Origin of the sequence: Streptomyces poriferorum (assembly GCF_019399235.1) — a bacterium.
GTDB classification, from domain to species: domain Bacteria; phylum Actinomycetota; class Actinomycetes; order Streptomycetales; family Streptomycetaceae; genus Streptomyces; species Streptomyces poriferorum.
Genome location: NZ_JAELVH010000089.1, coordinates 1 through 20,102, shown reverse-complemented (window position 1 = coordinate 20,102; position 20,102 = coordinate 1). Strand labels below are relative to the sequence as shown.

At 73.5% G+C, this 20,102-nt stretch carries 14 protein-coding genes; 9 read left to right on the top strand and 5 right to left on the bottom strand.

Annotated features, from left to right (window positions below):
* Window positions 1–212 precede the first annotated feature (212 nt).
* Window positions 213–1,127: an esterase/lipase family protein gene (locus JGS39_RS17380; RefSeq protein ID WP_219570044.1), complete on the bottom strand. Its 915-nt coding sequence runs from the start codon at window positions 1,125–1,127 to the stop codon at window positions 213–215.
* Between the two features lie 514 nt (window positions 1,128–1,641).
* Here JGS39_RS17380 and icmB point away from each other — a divergent pair.
* A complete protein-coding gene (gene icmB / locus JGS39_RS17375) occupies window positions 1,642–2,055 on the top strand; it encodes a coenzyme B12-dependent isobutyryl CoA mutase small subunit (RefSeq protein WP_148020298.1) in 414 nt (137 codons plus the stop codon).
* A gap of 559 nt (window positions 2,056–2,614) precedes the next feature.
* Here the strand turns inward: icmB and JGS39_RS17370 are convergent.
* Together JGS39_RS17370 and JGS39_RS17365 are read right to left on the bottom strand one after the other, a co-directional pair.
* Window positions 2,615–4,297, bottom strand: coding sequence for a DUF5691 domain-containing protein (locus JGS39_RS17370; RefSeq protein WP_219570037.1), 1,683 nt, complete (start codon window positions 4,295–4,297; stop codon window positions 2,615–2,617).
* Window positions 4,298–4,313: 16 nt separating this feature from the next.
* A complete protein-coding gene (locus JGS39_RS17365; RefSeq protein WP_219570036.1) occupies window positions 4,314–5,762 on the bottom strand; it encodes an SWIM zinc finger family protein in 1,449 nt (482 codons plus the stop codon).
* A gap of 117 nt (window positions 5,763–5,879) precedes the next feature.
* Between JGS39_RS17365 and JGS39_RS17360 the strand changes: the two genes are divergently transcribed.
* The 7 genes from JGS39_RS17360 to sucD all read left to right on the top strand — a co-directional run bounded on the left by JGS39_RS17360 (window position 5,880) and on the right by sucD (window position 15,564).
* Window positions 5,880–6,992 carry an ATP-binding protein gene (locus tag JGS39_RS17360; RefSeq protein WP_219570035.1) on the top strand — a complete coding sequence of 371 codons (1,113 nt, stop codon included), beginning with the start codon at window positions 5,880–5,882 and terminating at the stop codon, window positions 6,990–6,992.
* Window positions 6,989–9,520: a DUF5682 family protein gene (locus JGS39_RS17355; protein WP_236064290.1), complete on the top strand. Its 2,532-nt coding sequence runs from the start codon at window positions 6,989–6,991 to the stop codon at window positions 9,518–9,520. Before JGS39_RS17360 ends, JGS39_RS17355 begins: the two co-directional genes overlap by 4 nt.
* A 146-nt stretch (window positions 9,521–9,666) precedes the next feature.
* Window positions 9,667–10,809: a vWA domain-containing protein gene (locus JGS39_RS17350; RefSeq protein WP_236064292.1), complete on the top strand. Its 1,143-nt coding sequence runs from the start codon at window positions 9,667–9,669 to the stop codon at window positions 10,807–10,809.
* Window positions 10,810–10,912: 103 nt separating this feature from the next.
* A complete protein-coding gene (locus JGS39_RS17345; protein ID WP_219570034.1) occupies window positions 10,913–11,902 on the top strand; it encodes a hypothetical protein in 990 nt (329 codons plus the stop codon).
* A 108-nt stretch (window positions 11,903–12,010) separates the two neighbouring features.
* Entirely contained in the window at window positions 12,011–13,126 is a 1,116-nt protein-coding gene (locus tag JGS39_RS17340; protein WP_219570033.1) for a hypothetical protein, read from the top strand.
* 350 nt (window positions 13,127–13,476) lie between these two features.
* A complete protein-coding gene (sucC, locus tag JGS39_RS17335; protein WP_219570032.1) occupies window positions 13,477–14,658 on the top strand; it encodes an ADP-forming succinate--CoA ligase subunit beta in 1,182 nt (393 codons plus the stop codon).
* Window positions 14,659–14,679: 21 nt separating this feature from the next.
* Window positions 14,680–15,564 carry a succinate--CoA ligase subunit alpha gene (gene sucD / locus JGS39_RS17330; protein WP_219570031.1) on the top strand — a complete coding sequence of 295 codons (885 nt, stop codon included), beginning with the start codon at window positions 14,680–14,682 and terminating at the stop codon, window positions 15,562–15,564.
* A gap of 157 nt (window positions 15,565–15,721) precedes the next feature.
* Here sucD and JGS39_RS17325 read toward each other — a convergent pair whose 3' ends face one another.
* Window positions 15,722–17,206, bottom strand: a complete 1,485-nt coding sequence (locus tag JGS39_RS17325) for a helix-turn-helix domain-containing protein (protein ID WP_219570030.1) — start codon at window positions 17,204–17,206, stop codon at window positions 15,722–15,724.
* 125 nt (window positions 17,207–17,331) lie between these two features.
* Here JGS39_RS17325 and JGS39_RS17320 point away from each other — a divergent pair, with 125 nt between their 5' ends.
* Window positions 17,332–19,005, top strand: coding sequence for a cell division protein PerM (locus tag JGS39_RS17320; RefSeq protein WP_219570029.1), 1,674 nt, complete (start codon window positions 17,332–17,334; stop codon window positions 19,003–19,005).
* On the opposite strand, the gene JGS39_RS17315 is transcribed toward JGS39_RS17320, so the two are convergent.
* Window positions 18,995–19,963, bottom strand: a complete 969-nt coding sequence (locus tag JGS39_RS17315) for a hypothetical protein (RefSeq protein WP_219570028.1) — start codon at window positions 19,961–19,963, stop codon at window positions 18,995–18,997. The genes JGS39_RS17320 and JGS39_RS17315 overlap by 11 nt on opposite strands.
* Window positions 19,964–20,102: the final 139 nt, after the last annotated feature.

The window sequence follows — 20,102 nt, the reverse complement described above, 5'->3', positions numbered from 1 at the left end:
GGGAAAGCAGTGGCCGCGACTGTACCCGGCGGTACGCGACGCCGACAATCTTCGACGGCCTCCGGCCGCTCAGGAAACGGGCAATCGGCCGTCTTTCGCCGGGCTGCTCACACAGCCTTGGCTCTATGTTCGAAACCCGTTCTATTTGTGGCCGGGGTGGTGCGTTGACGGAAGGGTGCTCGGCTGCCGGATTCCGGCCGATTCGGTCGTCCTCAGGCCACGGAGGCGGCGCCCGCGGGCCCCTGGGCCGACGCGTGGGCGTCGAGCGCCTGGCGGATGCCGGCCGCCACGGCAGGGTGCACGGGCAGGGCGAGATGGCCGACGCCGGTGACGCGCACGTTCACCACGTCCAGGTCCGGATGGTCGATGCAGGCCGCCTCGACCGGGACGATCACCTGGTCCAGCTCGCTCCAGAAGCTGACGAACCGGGTGCGGCAGCCGGGCGCGGGGAGCCGCAGCTCCTCGATCGGCGCCGAGCCGCTGCGCATCTGGCGCACGATGGGGTGGGCGCCGGCCAGCGGGGCGACGGCGGTGCCGCCGTGCGGTGTGCCGAGGGTGACCAGGGTGCGGACCCGCCGGTCACCGCCGAGGCGCTGGACGTAGTAGCGCCCTATCAGGCCGCCCAGGCTGTGGCCGACGATGTCGATCTCGCGGTGGCCGGTGCGGGCGCAGATCTCTTCGATGTGCCGGCCGAGCAGTTCGGCAGCCGTACGGATGTCGCAGGTCAGCGGGGAGTAGTTGAGCGACTCCAGGTGGTGCCAGCCGTGCCTGGCCAGCGAGCGTCGCAGCAGGACGAAGACGGAACGGTTGTCGATGAACCCGTGCAGGAGCACGACGGGCGGCCGGTCGGGGCGCCCGGTGGGCAGCGCGGTGGTCCCTGCGGGAGCGGATGCGGGGGCGGACAGGGGAGCGGATGCGGGAGCTGGGCCGGGGTGGCCTGCCGTTCCGGTTGCCGTTCCCGTTCCCGTTCCCGTCCCCGTTCCTGTTGCCGTCCCCGTTGTCGTTCCGGCTGCGGGGTGCCGCTCGCCGGTGATGCCGGTGGGATACAGAAGGGCGTGCCCCGCGAGCACCACCAGTTCGAGCGCCGTCGCCCTCAGCAGGGCCGCGGACAGCCGGGTGGACGGCATCCGGACGGACGGCAGCCAGGTGGTGCCCGTGCACAGCCGGCGCAGCAGGAGGGGAAGGAGGGGCAGGATCGGGGCTTGCGCGGTCTTGGGGGTATGCGGGGTCCTCACGGTCGACCTCCTGCTCCGGCACCCGGGGAGGAGCGGCTCGCTGCCCCGTCTGCCCTCATGGGGCGCCATCTCGGAGGTCCGGGCCGGCCGGTCGCCGTCCGGGACTCGCCGCCCGCCGTGTCCTCCGGTCCACCATCGGTGACCGGCGGACAGGCGGGTGATGAGCCGTACCACCGTGCCGTGCGGCTGACGGCGCGGTGGTACGGCGACCTCGTTGCGGCTCCCCGGCGGCCGGTCCCGCACGGCATGACTGCCGCGTGCTGCGGGAACGGTGCCCGGTGAACATGTCCCACGTGTGATTTCCCCCTCCCCGCCCACCGCGAAACTGCGGCTTGCGGGATGCTGGGGATAACGTTCGTTCACATTCCCTGGCCTTCAGGCACGGGAGACGCATGTGGAGGCAGTGATGGGTGTGACCGGTCCGATCCGTGTGGTGGTGGCCAAGCCGGGCCTCGACGGCCATGACCGCGGGGCCAAGGTGATCGCGCGGGCGCTGCGCGACGCCGGTATGGAGGTCATCTACACGGGGCTCCACCAGACGCCCGAGCAGATCGTGGACACCGCGATCCAGGAGGACGCCGACGCCATCGGGCTCTCGATCCTCTCCGGCGCGCACAACACGCTCTTCGCGAAGGTGATCGAGCTGCTGAAGGAGCGCGACGCTGCCGACATCAAGGTCTTCGGCGGCGGCATCATCCCGGAGGCGGACATCGCCCCGCTGAAGGAGCAGGGCGTCGCGGAGATCTTCACGCCGGGCGCGACGACCGTCGCGATCGTCGAGTGGGTCAACGCGAACGTCCGCCAGCCGGCGGAGGCCTAAGGTCTCCCGTTCGGGCCATGTGGATCATGCCGGGCTCGCTCGCGGGGCCCGGTGCGCGCCCGAGGTCTCGGATTCGTCCGACCAGGGAGACCCTGTCCGGCGTCGTCGTCGGTCGCCGATGCTCCGCAGCGACCCCCCTCCTCCGTCTTGCAGCCGCATGTACCGGACCCGCTCCCTGATCCGGGCTGATCCATACGAAAGGCCCGAGGACGCGACGCGACACGGCACGACACGACCCGGAGTACGGTCCGGGTCGCCCCCCAGGGTTGCGGTCCGGGCCCCCAGGGTTGCGGACCGGGCCCCAGGACTGCGGTCCGGGACCCGATCCACGGCTGTGGTGCTGTGCGGCGCCGCTTCGTCCACTGGTTCCGTGCGTTCGGCGGGATGCGGTGCGTCGGACGCCGGACGCCGGACGCCGGACGCCGGACGCCGGACGCCGGACGCCGGGCGCCGGGCGCCGGGCGCCGGGCGCCGGGCGCCGGGCGCCCGGCACCGCTCGACGCCCGGCGCCCGAGGCACCGCCCGGCCGGCCCGCCGGCCGTATCCGCCGGCCGCTGCCTCAGCGGGCCGGTATCAGCTCCCTGTCCATCGCCGCGCGCAGCCGCAACGTGGAGACCAGCCGCTGGAACGCCTCCGACCAGTAGCCGTTGGCGCCCGGTGAGGCGTCCGCGGGTTCGTCGGGGGTCGTGGTGAGGACCTCCAGCCGGTCCGCCTCGGCCGGGTTCAGACAGCGTTCGGCGAGGCCCATCACCCCGCTGAAGCTCCACGGGTAACTGCCCGCGTCCCGGGCGATGTCGAGGGCGTCCACCACGGAACGCCCCAGCGGCTCCGCCCACGGCGTCGGGCAGACCCCCAACAGCTGGAACGCCTCCGAGAGGCCGTGGGCCGCGATGAACCCGGCTACCCAGTCGGCCCGTTCGGTGGCGGGGAGAACGGCCAGCAGCTTCGAACGCTCGGCGAGCGACGCCGTGCCGGGGCCGTTCGACGGTGGTGTGGAGGGGGTGCCGAGCAGTGCCCGCGCCCACTCCGCGTCCCGCTGGCGCACCGCCGCCCGGCACCAGGCCGCGTGCAGTTCCTCGCCCCAGTCGTCGGCCACGGGCAGTGTGACGATCTCCGGGGCACCACGGCCGCCGAACCGCGCCGGCCAGACGGACAGCGGGGACGACTCCACCAACTGGCCCAGCCACCAGGACCGTTCGCCCCGTCCGGACGGCGGTAGCGCCACCACCCCGTCCCGCTGCATCGCCGCGTCGCATTCGTGGGGGGCCTCCACGGCCACGGACGGCCCGGTGCCGGTGAGTCCCGGGCTCACGCAGGACAGGGCCCGCGCCGCCATCCGGTGGGCCAGCGCCGATCCGGGCAGCGCGGACAGCAACTCGGCGGCCGTGGCACGCACATTGCGGCTGCGGTCGGCGAGGGCCTGCTCCAGGAACTCCTCGTCGGCCCCGGACAGCCCGGTGCGCAGAGAGTCGATGAACATCAGCCGGTCCTCGGCCCGCTCCGTGGACCAGGTGGTGGCCAGCAGCGCGAGGGCGGCTTCCGCCTCATGCGCCCGTACGGCGGACAGCAGGGCCACGCGTTCGGCGAACAGGCCTTCCTCCCACAGGCGGCGCACAGCATCGAGGTCCGTCACTTCGGGCAGCAGCGCGCTGCCGGACGCGCCCCGCAGCGCGAACTTCCAGTCGGGGTTCAGCCCGGCCAGCCACAGCCCGCGCGGCCCGGCGAACGTCAGGGCCTGGGGCCGCAGATCCGTACGCGCCCGGGCCGCGTCCAGCAGGGGCGGCAACGCGGCGTCCGGGGCCCGGTAGCCGTGCAGGTTGGCGGTGGCGAGCCACTGCGGGATCAGTTCCGTGAGGTCGGGCGCCGTGCCGCGCCTGCCACCCGAGCCGCCCGGCGCCGCCCGGTCCGCGAGCAGTTGCGCCAGCCGGCTCCGGGCCGCCTCCGGCAGCGCCGGCCGCGGGTCGGCGGGCGCGGGGCCGGGCCGCGGCGCGGCGGGTGCGGGCAGCAGACCCGCCCGGCGGCGCACGGTGTGCAGCGCGGCCGCGTCCAGCAGTGCGGCCGCTGCGGAGTCCGGACCGGTGCCGGGGGCAGCCCCGGGCGGACGTCGGTCCGTGCCGAGCAACGCCGAGGTGACGAGTTCCTCCCACGGAGGGGACACCGGCCCCCCGGCGGGTGCGTCGGAGGATGAACCGGCGGGGGGCACGGGCCCGGTCGTGGTCGTGGGCGGGGTGGTACGAGGCATCGCTCCTCCTCCAGGGTCAGATGAGCGGCACGGTCTCGGCGGCGGGGACGACGGCGTCCGGCCGGTTGCGCGACGAAGGATCCGCCGACGTGGCCCCGCCACGGCCCTCGCGTCCGCCCTCCCTTCCGGGAGACCACGCCGCGAGCGGGTCGAAGCCGCGGTGGCCGCACTCCCCGAAGACGGTGACCGGGCCACCGCCGGAGAGCGCGACGAGCTTCCACAACGCCGGACGGGACAGCGCGGCAGCGGCGACGGGAAGGGCGTCATCGCCCTGCGCGTCCACCAGTTGCCAGCCGTCCGCGGACGGCACGGGTATGACATCGCGCAGCGTCACCGGCCAGGACTCCAGCCACGGGTCGTCGCCCAGCGCCCTGCCGTACGCGGCGATCGCCCCGCCGACCGTGACGCCCGGGGGTGGTGGCCCGGTCGGCACGGGAGGGCCGAACTGCTCGCCCAGCTCCGCCCGCAGCTGTCCGGACCCCGGAAAGTGTGTGACCCCGGCATCGAGCGTGACACCCACCGGCAGGGCCAGCGCGGGGGAGCGGCCGGCAGCCCCGAAGGACAGCAGCAGCGCGATACGGCCCGACTCCCTGCCGTACAGCCAGACGCGACGCGTGACGATCTTGCCCTCGGGTGTGTCGTACTGCGCGAGGACCAGCCAGTGGTCACGGACCGGTGGTCCCTCCGCGGCGGCCGTCAGACCCACGCGGGTACGGACCGTCGCCGCCAGCGGCTGCGGAAGCCGGTCGATGCCCAGCCACGCCGTGTCCAGCAGATGGAGCAGCGCGCACTCCTCCAGCAGCCGCACCGGCCAGCCGGGACCGGAGGCCGGGATCGCACCCAGCTCCCGGACCCGGCCCGCCAGACCGGGCGCCTGCGCGTCGACCATGCGGGCGGCCGTCTCCTCCCACAGCCCGTACCCCGACTGCTCGGCCGCGGCCAGCCCGCCGCGCAGCAGGTCGGTCAGGCGCTGCTCCAACTCCTGCGCACCACCACCGATCCGCTCCGCCCTGCGCTCGGCGCGGCGCCGGGCGGCCTCGGGATCGGCCGGGCCACCGCCCGGAACCTCTTCCTTGGCCCGGGCGCGGGCGCGACGGCCCGTCAGCCATTCGTCGGCCCAGCCGGGCGGATCGCCGGCGGGCACCGCCGGTCCGCCGGACGCGAGGAGCAACAGCAGGCCCAGCGCGTGCTTGCACGGGAACTTGCGGCTGGGGCAACTGCACTTGTACGCCGGGCCCGTGGTGTCGACCACCGTCCGGTAGGGCTTGCTCCCACTGCCCCGGCACAGCCCCCAGACCGCGCCCGAACCGTCCCCTCCGGTGTCCGACCACGGACCGGCCGAACCCAGCTTGTTCCCCGCCTTGCGCGAGGCGTCGTCAGGAGCCAGGGCCAGGACCTGCTCCACCGTCCAGCGCGCCGCCGGAGCAGCGGCGCCCAAGGGTTCTCCCCCGTCAGTCAGCAGCATGGGAACGACGTTAGGCCGCACCACTGACAACTGCCCCTGACCTGCGGGAAGGTCGATTGTCAGTGCCATGGTGCACCGTGGGAACCACACCAGGCCGACCGATCTGGAGGGGGATCCATGACCGTGTCCGAAACCATCGCAGCGACCGGCGCCGAAGTCCTGCGCCCGCATGCCGAGGACGCCTTCGCCGACGAGCTGAAGGCGCTCGCCGCCGCCGACGACCGCCCGCGGCCCGAGCGTTGGCGCCTGTCGCCGTGGGCCGTCGCCACGTACCTGCTCGGCGGCGTCCTGTCCGACGGCACAGTGATCACACCCAAGTACGTGGGCCCACGCCGCCTCGTCGAAGTCGCTGTCACCACACTCGCCACCGACCGAGCGCTGCTGCTGCTCGGGGTGCCCGGCACCGCCAAGACCTGGGTGTCCGAGCACCTCGCGGCCGCCGTCAGCGGTGACTCGACCCTCCTCGTCCAGGGCACGGCGGGCACACCCGAGGAAGCCGTCCGCTACGGATGGAACTACGCACAGCTGCTCGCGCACGGCCCCAGCCGTGACGCGCTGGTGCCCAGCCCGCTGATGCGGGCCATGTCCGAGGGCATGACCGCCCGCATCGAGGAGCTCACCCGCATCCCCGCCGATGTGCAGGACTCACTGATCACGATCCTGTCGGAGAAGACCCTGCCGCTGCCCGAGCTGGGCCAGGAGGTCCAGGCCGTCCGCGGATTCAACGTCATCGCCACGGCCAACGACCGCGACCGCGGGGTCAACGAGCTGTCCAGCGCGCTGCGCCGTCGCTTCAACACCGTGGTGCTGCCGCTGCCCGCCACCCCCGAGGCGGAGGTCGACATCGTCTCGCGCCGCGTCGACCAGGTCGGGCGCTCGCTCGACCTGCCGCCCGCGCCCGACGGCCTCGCGGAGATCCGCCGCGTGGTCACGGTCTTCCGCGAACTGCGCGACGGGGTCACGACCGACGGCCGGACCAAGCTCAAGTCCCCCTCGGGGACGCTGTCCACGGCCGAGGCCATCTCCGTCGTCACCAACGGACTCGCTCTCGCGGCCCACTTCGGCGACGGCGTGCTGCGGCCCGGGGACGTCGCCGCCGGCATCCTCGGCGCGGTCGTCCGCGATCCGGCGGCCGACCGTGTGGTCTGGCAGGAGTATCTGGAGACCGTGGTCCGCGAGCGGGACGGCTGGAAGGACTTCTACCGCGCCTGCCGTGAGGTCTCCGTATGACCGCGCGCCCGGCGGGGCCGCTCCTGCTCGGGGTGCGGCACCACGGCCCGGGGTCCGCCCGCGCCGTCCGTGCCGCCCTGGACGCGGCCCGCCCGCAGGCGGTGCTCATCGAGGGCCCGCCCGAGGGCGACGCGCTGCTGCCGCTCGCCGCCGACGAGCAGATGCGGCCGCCCGTCGCCCTGCTCGCCCATGCGGTGGACGACCCGGGCCGGGCGGCGTTCTGGCCGCTCGCCGCGTTCTCGCCCGAATGGGTCGCGATCCGCTGGGCCCTGGCGCACGGTGTCCCGGTCCGCTTCATCGACCTGCCCGCAGCACACTCCCTGGCCATGGCGGAGGAGGGCGAGCGGGAGCGCCGCCCCGGGCAGGACGACGAGCCCCGGCCCGGGCAGCAGGACGAGCGCCGCCCCGGGCAGGAGCAGGACGAGCGCCGCCCCGGGCAGGAGCAGGACGAGCGCCGCCCCGGGCAGGAGCAGGACGAGCGCCGCCCCGGGCAGGACGGCGAGCCCCGGCCCGGACAGGAGGCCGAGCCCCGGCCCGTTCCCGTCGACCCGATCCGGGTGCTGGCCGAGACGGCGGGGTACGACGACCCCGAGCGCTGGTGGGAGGACGTCGTGGAGCACCGCGTCCCCGGCCTGCCGGGCGCCGCGGCCACCGACCCGCTGGCCGCCTTCGCCGCGCTCGGCGAGGCGATGACCGCCCTGCGCGAGGTGTACGGGGACGGCGGCCACCCCCGGGACGCGGTCCGGGAGGCGTACATGCGCATCCAGCTCCGCGCCGCGCGCAAGGAGTTCGGCGGCGCCTTCGCCGTGGTCTGCGGCGCCTGGCATGTTCCCGCACTCGAAGCCAGGACGACGCAGACCGCCGACCGGGCGCTCCTCAAGGGCCTTCCCAAGGTCAAGGCGGAGCTGACCTGGGTGCCCTGGACCCACCAGCGGCTCGCCCGGCACAGCGGATACGGGGCGGGCATCGACTCGCCCGGATGGTACGAGCACCTCTTCGCCTCCCCGGACCGTCCGGTCGAACGCTGGATGACCAAGGTCGCCGGACTCCTGCGTGACGAGGACCGGTTCGTGTCCTCCGCCCATGTCATCGAGGCGGTCCGGCTCGCCGACACCCTCGCCGCCATGCGGGGCCGGCCGCTCGCCGGACTGAGCGAGACCACCGACGCCGTGCGGGCCGTGATGTGCGAAGGCTCCGACGTGCCGCTCGCCCTCGTCCGGGACCGCCTGGTCGTCGGCGTGACACTCGGCGAGGTGCCGGACACCGCCCCCGCCGTGCCCCTGCAGCGCGACCTCAGCCGCCGGCAGCGCACCCTCCGCCTCAAACCGGAAGCCTCCGAAAGGGAGTTGGAGCTCGACCTCCGCAAGGACACCGACGCGGCGCGCAGCCGGCTCCTGCACCGGCTGCGCCTCCTCGGAATCGACTGGGGCGAACCCGCCGCCGGCCGGGGGAGCACCGGCACGTTCCGGGAGAGCTGGCGGCTGCACTGGGAGCCCGAGCTGTACGTACGGGTCGCGGAAGCGGGCGTCTGGGGCACCACCGTGCTCTCCGCCGCCACGGCACGGGCGGAGTCGGACGCGCTGGCGGCCACCGCGCTCGCCGAGGTCACCGCTCTGGCCGAGCGGTGCCTGCTCGCGGGACTGACGGAGGCGCTCCCCGTCGTGATGCGGGTCCTCGCCGACCGGGCCGCGCTCGACGCCGATGTCGGCCACCTCGCGGACGCCCTGCCGGCCCTGGCCCGCACCCTGCGCTACGGAGACGTCCGCGCCACGGACACCGCCGCGCTGGGGGAGGTCGCGGCCGGGCTCGCGGAGCGGATCTGCGTCGGACTGCCGCCCGCCTGCACCGGGCTCGACGCGGACGGGGCCGCCGCCCTGCGCCGTCAGGTGGACGGCGTCCACACGGCGATCGGGCTGCTCGCCGGTGCCGTACCGGTCAACGCGGACGGGCTGCGCGCACGCTGGAGGTCCGTGCTGCACCGGCTCACCGCCCGGGACACGGTCGCCGGCGTGATCCGCGGCCGGGCCGCCCGGCTCCTGCTCGACGACGGACACCTCGCACAGGACGAGGCCGCCCGGCTGATGGGCCTCGCCCTGTCGCCCGGCACACCGCCCGCCGACGCCGCCGCATGGATCGAGGGCTTCGTCGGCGGCGCGGCCGGCGGCGGCATGCTCCTGGTCCACGACGAACGGCTGCTCGCCCTGGTCGACTCCTGGCTCACCGGAGTCCCCGCCGGCACCTTCACCGACGTACTGCCCCTGCTGCGCCGCACCTTCTCGGCGTACGAGCCGGGTGTGCGGCGCACGTTGGGCGAACTCGTCCGGCGCGGCCCGGCCGCCGGCACGGACCCGGGCACCGGACCGGTTCCGGGCCGCGAGTCCACGGCGCCCGGGTTCGGACCTGTCCTCGACGCGGCGCGCGCGGACGCGGTGGTGCCGGTGCTGCGCCTGCTGCTGGGCCTGGACGCCCCAACGGGGGCGGCGGAGACATCCGAACACCACGAGGATCGGCTGGGGGCGACGGGATGACGACGGCGAACGGCACGGGCGCGATGGACAGCGCAGTGGATGGCGCGACGCAGGGCCCGGTGGACGGCTCGGTGGACGTGGCAGCGACGAGAAGGGCAACGGCGCAGGCCGCCACCGGTCACGAGGAACGGCTGCGGCGGTGGCGCATGGTGCTGGGCGCGGACAGTGCCGAGAGCACCGGATGCACCCTCACCGGTCACGACGCCGCGATGGACGGCGCGCTGACCGCGCTCTACGAGGGCGGCGGAAAACCCGGCGGACGGGGCGGCAGCGGCCGGTCGGCCGGACTCGGCGCCTCGGCCCCGTCCGTGGCCCGCTGGCTCGGCGACATCCGTACGTACTTCCCCACGTCCGTCGTCCAGGTCATGCAGCGTGATGCCATCGACCGTCTCGGCCTGTCCGCGCTCCTGCTGGAACCGGAGATGCTGGAGGCCGTCGAGGCGGACGTCCATCTCGTCGGCACCCTGCTCTCGCTCAACAAGGCCATGCCCGAGACGACGAAGGAGACGGCAAGGGCCGTCGTGCGCAAGGTCGTCGAGAAGCTGGAGAAGCAGCTCTCCACCCGGACCCGGGCCACGCTGACCGGTGCGCTGGACCGTTCCGCGAAGGTCACGCGGCCTCGGCACCACGACATCGACTGGGACCGCACCATCCGGGCCAACCTCAAGAACTACCTCACCCTCCCAGGCGAGGACGGGGCCGGCACGATCGTCCCCGAACGCCTCATCGGCTACGGGCGGGCCGCGCAGTCCGTGAAGAAGGACGTCATCCTCTGTATCGACCAGTCGGGTTCGATGGCGGCGTCCGTCGTGTACGCATCGGTCTTCGGCGCCGTCCTTGCCTCCATGCGCGCGCTCCGAACCAGACTCGTCGTCTTCGACACGGCGGTCGTCGACCTCACCGACCAGCTCGACGACCCCGTCGACGTGCTCTTCGGTACCCAGCTCGGCGGCGGCACGGACATCAACCGGGCACTCGCGTACTGCCAGTCCAGGATCACCCGCCCCGCCGACACCGTCGTCGTGCTCATCAGCGACCTCTACGAGGGCGGCATCCGCAACGAGATGCTGAAGCGGGTCGCCGCCATGAAGGCGTCCGGAGTGCAGTTCGTGACCCTGCTCGCTCTCTCCGACGAGGGCGCGCCCGCCTACGACCGTGACCACGCGGCGGCCCTCTCCGCCCTCGGTGCTCCCGCCTTCGCCTGTACGCCGGACCTCTTCCCGGACGTGATGGCGGCCGCGATCGAGAAGCGGCCCCTGCCCATACCGGACAAGGAGACCCATCAGTAACAGGGGACTTGCGTCACCCCGGGCGGCTCGTGCAAGCATCGTCCCGACGTCCGCGGAGGATCGCATTCCGCGGTCCATCCCGTCCTGAGAGGCTCGCTCCGACGTGACCACCGCAGTTGCCGCTCCCACGGCCGCCCCGCGCCCCCGGCGCGGCGCGGCCGGCCGGCGCGCGTTGCAGGTGGTGCTGTTCCTCGGCGGTCTGCTGGCACTGGGGCTGCTCTTCGGCGCGCGTGCGCAGGCAGACCAGCAACCGGACCTGCGACCGGAGCGCCGAACGGTCCAGGGACTGCTCCAGCAACCGGTCAAGGAACAACAGTCGGTCAAGGAACAACAGCCGGTTCAGGAGCAACAGCCGGTTCAGGAGCAGCAGTCGGTTCAGGAGCAGCGACCGGTTCAGGAAGAGCAGTCGGTCCGGACGGTGATGGAAACAAAACCGGCAGCCCGTACAGCAGCACAGGCAGGACAGGCCGCACAGGCAGCACGTGCGGTGGCACCGGAAGCCGCCGTACCGCCCGTGTCCTCACCCCGGAACGTGGCCCGCTCCGTGCCGAGTCCGGTCACCGATCCCGTACGGGACACCGTCCGGCAGGTGACCCAGCCCGTCAGCGAGGCCGTCGAGAGGACTGTGGGCACGGCCGTCTCCGGGCTCGGTGACATCGCGGTGGTCCTCCCGGCCCCCGCCGAACTGCCGCTGCCGGTGCCGTCGTTGCCGGTCATCTCGGAGCCGCCGCAGACCATTCCCGCACCGGTGTCCGACGCGCCCGCCGGCGACGCACCGGACCTTCCGGCCGCGCCTCGCCGGGGGAACGTCACCGGTACCGGCGTCGCACCGGACAGGACCGCAGCGGCGGCGGCGCCTCACCGGGAGGCCGGGGCGGATCACCGTCCGGCACCCCGGGGTCCCTTCGGGCCCGACGGCGGGCAGCAGGGCCATTCCACGTCCGCCGAGGTCCACCCGCCCCGTGGCGGTGACCAGCACGCGGTCCCGTCGGTGGACGGCACCTCCTTCGGACTCGTTCGCGGCGCCGGTCTGCCGGCGACCGTCGCACCGGTCCGTGACAGATCCGGCGACATCCTCGAATTCCCCGGCTAGGGCAGGCCTTTCCCCCGCCCCGACCTGCCGCGCGGGGGCGGAACAGGTCTGCCCGCCGTCCGGATGTACTCCGGACAGCCGAACCCATTCGAAGGATCTGACACACACATGCACAAGAACATTCGCCGTTCCATAGCCGTCGCTGCCACGGCCACCGGTATGTGGGCGCTCGGCACCGCAGCCGCAAGCGCGGACGAACTGCCCGTCTCCTTCCCGCTGTCCACCCCGGACCACGCAGCCGACGCAGCCGACGTGGCCGACGTGACCGACGCGGTCGATGCGGCCGACGTGAGCGACGTGACGGACGGCATCAACGGCATCAACGGCATCGACGGTGCGGACGCGGTCACCAAGGCCGCAGGCCTCCAGGACACCGCCCGCGCGAAGGCAGCCGCCGCAGCGTCCGACGCCCGTGCCAAGGCGTCCGCCGCCACGTCCACTGCCACGTCCACTGCCACAGCCACCGCACAGAACACCGCGGCCGGCCATGCGGCCGACACCATCGGCACGCCTGCCCCCGAAGCGCCCGTCGACTACCTCTTCGGCCCGATCGAGCAGCTCCCCGGCTACGGACAGAACGTGCGGACCGCGGCTCCCCACGTGCTCGACACCGCAGGGAGCACCGCCCAAGGCGCCCTCGCCCAGGCCGCACCGGCCGTCGGACAGACCTCCGACGCCGTGCTGCCGCCCCTGGTCGCCGACACGGTCTCCTCGGTGCTGCCGGTCGTCGGACAGGCACTCGGAGACGTGTCCACCCTCGTTCAGGGCGTCACCGGCGAGGTCACGCCGTTCGCCGACGGAGTCGTGGCGCAGGCCGCCCTGCCCTTCGCGCAGGGGGTGACGACCGAGGTCCAGCCCCTGGCGTACGGAGTGACCGGCGCGGTCCAGCCGTTCGCCGAGGGTGTCGTCTCCGAGGTCCGGCCCCTGGCCCAGGGCCTGACCGGCGACGCCGTCGCCCCGTTCGCCCAGAGGGTCACCGGGCAGGTGATGCCGCTGGCCCAGGGCGTCGGCTCCCGGGTCCGTCCTCTCGCGGGCGGTCTCGTGTCCACGGTCGGTGACGACGCCCGTCCGGCCGTGGAGCATGTCGCGTACGGCTCCCAGGGGCTGTCGTCCGTCACGCCCGCCTACGTCTCCGACACCGTGGCGTCGGCCTCGGCGACCGTCTCGTCGCTGAACCCGGCGCAGCCCGTCACCACTCCGGCGTACCCGCTCCAGGGCATCTGAGAGTGCTGGGCGGTCTCCCGCACGGTCCGGACCCCGCATGGTCCGGACCGGCGGGGGGCCGCCCGGTCCAGCGGGTGCGGTCCCGCTGTCCGCGGGCCCGGTGGCCCGACGGCCCGTGTCGATTTGTCCACTGCGACCCGGCCACCAGCGTGATCTGTGACCGTAATCACCGCCCAGGTGTGATCTGCGATTTAGGGTCCTGCGGGGCGCGGGGATAACCTGCGAGACGGACATGCCGCGTATTCGGTCACCGTGTGCGCCTTCCTTGTGACAGAGCAGTCACGTTGCCCCTCGCGGCACGCCCACGCAGAAAACCAACCGCGAGACCATTTGATAAGGGACGGACGCGCGTGGACCTGTTCGAGTACCAGGCGAGGGACCTCTTCGCCAAGCACGGTGTACCGGTGCTGGCCGGTGAAGTGATCGAGACGCCTGAGGCAGCCCGCGAGGCGACCGAGCGGCTGGGCGGCAAGTCCGTCGTCAAGGCGCAGGTGAAGGTCGGTGGCCGCGGCAAGGCCGGTGGCGTCAAGCTGGCCGCCGACCCCGACGAGGCGGTCGCCCGGGCGACCGACATCCTCGGCATGGACATCAAGGGCCACACGGTCCACAAGGTGATGATCGCCGAGCTGTCCCCGGAGATCGAGGCGGAGTACTACGTCTCGTACCTCCTCGACCGCACCAACCGCACCTTCCTGGCCATGGCCTCGGTGCAGGGCGGCATGGACATCGAGGAGGTCGCGGAGAAGACCCCCGAGGCCCTCGCGAAGGTCCCGGTCAACGCCGTTGACGGCGTGGACATCGTCAAGGCCCGCGAGATCGTGGCCCTGGCGAAGTTCCCGGCCGACGTGGCCGAGGGTGTCGCCGAGGCACTGGTGACCCTGTGGGACACCTTCGTCGCCGAGGACGCCCTCCTCGTCGAGGTCAACCCGCTGGTCAAGACCAAGGACGGCCGGATCCTGGCCCTGGACGGAAAGGTGTCTCTCGACGAGAACGCCGACTTCCGTCAGCCGGGTCACGAGGCGCTCGAGGACAAGGCCGCAGCCAACCCGCTCGAGGCTGCCGCCAAGGCCAAGAACCTCAACTACGTCAAGCTCGAGGGCGAGGTCGGCATCATCGGTAACGGTGCCGGTCTGGTCATGTCGACCCTGGACGTCGTCGCGTACGCCGGTGAGAACCACGGCAACGTGAAGCCCGCCAACTTCCTCGACATCGGTGGCGGCGCCTCCGCAGAGGTCATGGCGAACGGCCTGGAGATCATCCTCGGCGACCCGGACGTCAAGTCCGTGTTCGTCAACGTCTTCGGTGGCATCACCGCCTGCGACGAGGTCGCCAACGGCATCGTCCAGGCGCTGGAGCTGCTCAAGACCAAGGGCGAAGCGGTCACCAAGCCGCTCGTCGTGCGCCTTGACGGCAACAACGCGGAGCTGGGTCGCAAGATCCTTTCCGACGCCAACCACCCGCTGGTGCAGCGCGTGGACACCATGGACGGCGCGGCCGACAAGGCCGCCGAGCTCGCCGCGGCTGCGAAGTAAGGAAGAGGGACTCAGACCACCATGGCTATCTTCCTCACCAAGGACAGCAAGGTCATCGTCCAGGGGATGACCGGCTCGACGGGCATGAAGCACACCAAGCTCATGCTCGCCGACGGCACCAACATCGTCGGCGGCGTGAACCCGCGCAAGGCCGGCACGACCGTCGACTTCGACGGCACCGAGGTACCGGTCTTCGGCTCCGTCGCCGAGGCGATGGAGAAGACCGGCGCGAACGTGTCCGTCCTCTTCGTGCCGCCGGCCTTCTCGAAGGCCGCCGTCATCGAGGCGATTGACGCCGAGATCCCCCTCGCCGTCGTGATCACCGAGGGCATCGCCGTCCACGACTCGGCCGCCTTCTGGGCGTACGCCGGCGCGAAGGGCAACAAGACCCGGATCATCGGCCCGAACTGCCCGGGTCTCATCACCCCCGGCCAGTCCAACGCCGGCATCATCCCGGGCGACATCACCAAGCCCGGCCGCATCGGTCTCGTGTCGAAGTCCGGCACGCTGACCTACCAGATGATGTACGAGCTCCGTGACATCGGCTTCTCGTCCGCCGTCGGCATCGGTGGCGACCCGGTCATCGGTACGACGCACATCGACGCCCTCGCGGCGTTCGAGGCCGACCCCGACACCGACCTGATCGTCATGATCGGCGAGATCGGCGGCGACGCCGAGGAGCGTGCGGCGGACTTCATCGCGAAGAACGTCACCAAGCCGGTCGTCGGTTACGTCGCGGGCTTCACCGCCCCCGAGGGCAAGACCATGGGCCACGCCGGCGCCATCGTCTCCGGCTCCTCCGGCACCGCGCAGGCGAAGAAGGAGGCCCTCGAGGCCGCCGGCGTCAAGGTCGGCAAGACGCCGACCGAGACCGCCAAGCTGGCACGCGAGATCCTCGGCGCCTGACGCCTCACCGCGTCGGAGCACCACCGCAGGAACGCGTCACCGCATCAGGACGCGGGCCCGTACCCCGATCAAGGGGTACGGGCCCGCGTCTTTGTGTGCCGGGTCCGCCGAAGGCGTGCCGGATCAGCCGACTCGGGGATCAGCCGACCCCGGGGGATCAGCCGACCCGGGGGACCAGCCGGCCCGGACCGCGCACCAGCTCACCGCCGAGCTTCTTCTGGAGCTTCTTGTCCTGCGGCGTCAGCTTCTGCGGACCACCGAGCGGAGGCACCCCCGCCACCCTCTGCGGCGGCGACTCGGGTGTCTCGTACTGCCTCGGGGCCGTCGCCAGGGTGATCAGCGTCAGACCGATCAGCAGCACGGTGAAGGCGATGGCAGCCCGGGTCCAGAGCTGCGCCTTGCGCTCGCTGCCCGTCCGGATGAGATCCGGAACCGGGAGCGAGGACGCCGGCTGGGCAAGGGCCAGTGCGCCGAGGTGTTCGTGCAGCAGCGCGGACTGCTCGGCAGGGGTCGGCGGCTCCGCGAGCTCGGGCAGCTGCTCGGCGACGGCGGCCCTGGCGTTCACCAGCCGTCCCGCAGCCGCCGGAGTGCTGGCCTCCGTCTCCGCCGCGGTCTCCGGCAGCCCCAGACCGACACCGTCGTGCAGCAGCAGGGTGCGGCGGTACGACGGCGGCAGGGCGAGCAGCGCGTCGAGCAGGGCGCGCGGGCCGGGCGCCTCGGGTGGCGGGTCCGGGTGGCGGTGCTCGCGGCGCAGCCGGTGCCACGGCGACATCGCGTACTCGTAGGCGGCCGCCCGCACCCAGCCCACCGGATCACGGTCCACGGCGACCTCCGGCCAGCGCTGCCAGGCCTGCTCGAAGGCCTTGCCGACGGCCTCCCGGGAGAGGGCGCGGCGACCCGTCAGCAGGTAGGTCTGCCGGTAGAGCGCGGCGGCGGTGTGCCGGTACAGCGCGTCGAAGGCCTCGGCGGGGGAGAGCCCGGAGCCTTCAGCCGCTTCGACCGCTTCGACCGCTTCGGCAGCTTCGACCGCTTCGGCTCCGTCCGGTCCGTCCGTGTCCTGTCCGTCCGCATCCGGTCCGTCCGCGTTCGCTCCGTCCGGTCCGTCCGCTGCATCGGCCTCGACGATGTCGGCCATGTGCGCGGCTCCGGTGGGCGCGGGCGCCTGTGCCGGCGCCGGTGCGGCGGTGGTGCCGGGCTCGGTCGGGTCCATGGCGTCGCTCCCGATGGATGCGTCGACGGGGGTCGGCGGAAGGGGCTCGGTCAGGGGCTTCGCGGACGGCTCGGTGGCCTTCACGAAGCCGGGCGCGCCGACGGCCCCGGACCCCGCCTGCGTGGTCTCCGCCGGCCTGGTCCGACTTGCGGAGGTGGCTCTCGGCGGGTTGTTCGGGGTGGCCGGCTTGACGGGGGAGGGGCGTGAGGTGGACCGCGTGCCGCCGGTCCCGATCAGTCGCGCGTACACCTCGCGCTTGCGTCCGCGCGGGCTGGTACGGCCCGTCTCCCAGGCCCGGACCGTGGCCGGGGTGACCCCCACGGCCGCCGCGACCTGCGCCTCACTCAGCGACTTCGCCTCCCGCAGCCTGCGCCGCTCCTTGGGCGACGGGAGCGGAGGGGAGGCGGATGTGCCGGTGGTGCTCTGGGTCATGAGGGCCCCCCGACCGGCCTGCACTGGGTGAAAAAGTACATAAATGTATATTGAGCGACACAGCGGCCGTTCGCCCGTTACACGGAATAGGCGCGTGTCGTTGGGAGCATGACGGTGTGACCCAAATGACCGAACGCGGACCGTCGTTGTCGGCAGAGCACGGACGGTCCGCCGTGCAGGCCCGGGCGCTGCTGCGCGGGGCGCTCGCGGCAGGGCTGAGCCTGGGCTCCGTCGCCGTGCTCGTCGTGGTGCTGTGGATCAGCTCCCCGGACCCCGACAGCAGCCCGGGCGAGGCCTTCCACGCCGCGGCCGGGCTCTGGCTGCTCGCGCACGGCGCCGAACTGATCAGGACCGAAACCCTGACCGGCGCCCCGGCCCCCGTCGGCGTCGTTCCGCTGCTGCTCACCGCCCTGCCGGTCTGGCTGGTGCACCGGGCGGCCAGGGATGTGCTGGAACCCGAGGAAGGGAGCGGCGCTCCCTCCGCCCAAGGCGCCTTCGCCCTGGTGACGGTGGGATATCTGCTGGTCGGGACGGCTGTGGCGCTCTACGCCCGGGGGTCCGCGCTGTCCGCGCGGCCGCTGTCCCTGCTGTTCCCGGCTGCCCTCGTGGTGGCGGGTGCTGCCGCGGCCGGGGTGTGGACGGCCTCGGGGCGCCCGCTCGGGCCGCCGCCCCCGTGGGCGCCGGTGCGGCTGCACGAGGCGATGGCCCGCTCCCGGTTCGCGCGGCGCGCGGAGGCGGTGGGCCGGTCCGCCGCGGCCGGGGTCGCGGTCCTGCTGGGCGGCGGCGCGCTGGTGGCCGCGGCGGCGCTGGTGTTCCACGCGGAACCGGTCCAGGAGTCCTTCCTGCGGCTCTCCGGCGACTGGGCCGGGCGGTGCGCGGTGCTCCTGCTGGCGCTGGCGCTGGTGCCGAACGCGGCGGTGTGGGGTGCGGCGTACGGGCTCGGCCCCGGTCTCGCGCTCGGTACGGCGTCCACGGCCACCCCGATCGCCTTCACGGGAGCCCCGTCGCTGCCCGACTTCCCCCTGCTGGCCGCGCTGCCGGCGCAGGGGTCCGGGACACCCCTGAACTGGGCGGTCGCGGCGGTCCCGGTCGCGGCGGCGGTGACGGTGGCCTGGTTCACCGTGCGGAGGGCGGCGCCCGCCCACGGTGAGCGTGAGGAGGCGTGGAGCCTGCGGGAGACGGCCCTCACCACCGCGCTGGCGGCGGCGGGCTGCGGTATCGGCGCGGCCCTGCTGGCGGCGGCGGCGGGCGGGCCGCTCGGGACCCACGCACTGGCACGGTTCGGCCCCGTGTGGTGGCTCACCGGCGCGGCGGCCCTCGTGTGGACGGGGGCGCTCGCCGTCCCGGTGGCGCTCCTGCTGCGGGCCTGGCGGCTGCGTGGCCGTACACCGGCCGAGCCGGAGGCGGCCGAGGCGCCGGACGTGGCACCGGGCGGTACGGACAGGGCGCGGAAGCCCCGGGATGCCGGGGCGGGCGAGAAGCGGAAGGCCTGGCGCACGTGGTGGCCGAGGCGCGGCGCCCGGCCGGAGGAACCCGGCGCGGAAGCGGCCCCCGTCTCCGTGCCCCGCCCGGCCGGTCCGCGTCCGGCCGATGTGGACGACGAGTTCGAGGCGTACGACTTCCTGCCGAACGACCCCTGGCACGCGAAGGCGCAGGGGGCGCCGGCGGCACGGGCCGCGTCAGCCGCACCGGCCACGGACCCCGCACCGCCCGCATCAGCCGAACCAGCCACGGACCCCGCACCGGCCGGACCGGCCGCGCCGCTTGGCCCGGCCGGTCCGCAGGACGCTAGTTCTTGACCCCGAAGAGGGGTTCCAGCGGCTTCGGGAGCAGGTCGTTGCAGGTCAACTGGCCCGACTTGGTGAGAGCGTCGTTCACGCAGGTGTAGTAGTCGCGGTAGACCAGCTGCACCGTGAACGACGTCGCGACGATCAGCAGGGCGATCAGTCCCGTCACCAGACCACTGACCGCGGCCGTCGTCTGCTGGCGGCTGCCGCGCTGGAGGTAGTTCGTACCCGGCGGAGCCGCCGCGGCAGTGGACCCGGTGACGGGCGCCGGTGCGGACGGGGCGTCGTGGCCCTGCGCCGCGGCGGTCGTGCCGGGAGCCCCGGCCGGACCGGCCGCCTCGCCCGGAGTCGCCGGCTCCTTCGGCTTGGCCCGGAGCGCGCTGATCGACCAGTAGGTTGCGAGCGCGCCGAGCAGCAGCGCGATCTCCGGGAAGTCGAAGAGCGCGAAGAAGAAGGCCCACATGCCGGAGAGCAGTGAGTAACGGGCCCGGCGCTGGACCGGGTCGGTCGGGTCCCAGCGCAGGCCGCCGCGGGGGCCCTCGGGGCCGCCCCGTCCGCCGCCCTGGCCGTTCGGTCCGCCGGGTCCGGTGGGCCGGCCGCCGAAGGTGCCGTTCTGGCGCCCCGGCTGGTGGCTGCTCCACTGGCTGCCCCAGACGGGCCGCTTGTCGGAGGATCCGTCCTCCGGCGCGTCCCCGGACTCGCCGTCGTCCTCGCCGTTCGTACCGGCGTTGGCCGGGTGGCGCGGCTGCCACGGCTGGTCGGGGCGGTCCTCGGGCGGCGGGGCGAACGGGTTGTCGTCCTGCGGGCCGGAGGACCCGGCCGGCGAGGAGGAGGACGAGGGAGAAGAGGACGAGGGAGAAGAGGAGGAAGAGGAGGAGCCCGGCGTGGGGGACTGGCGCTCCCGCATCAGCAGTGAGGACCGCTCGGGCAGCGGAAGGCGGAAGGCGGTGCGGCGGCGTCGGTCCGGCATATGGTGAACGTCTTCCCCATCTCGTCATTTCCGCCCGGTGGACGGTTCGCTGTCCCCTGACGCTACCCTCCGGCGAGGAGGGGCCGAAAGCTGGGCGTACTCGCGCGGTGGCCTACAGCTGTCATCCGGACCGCCCGTG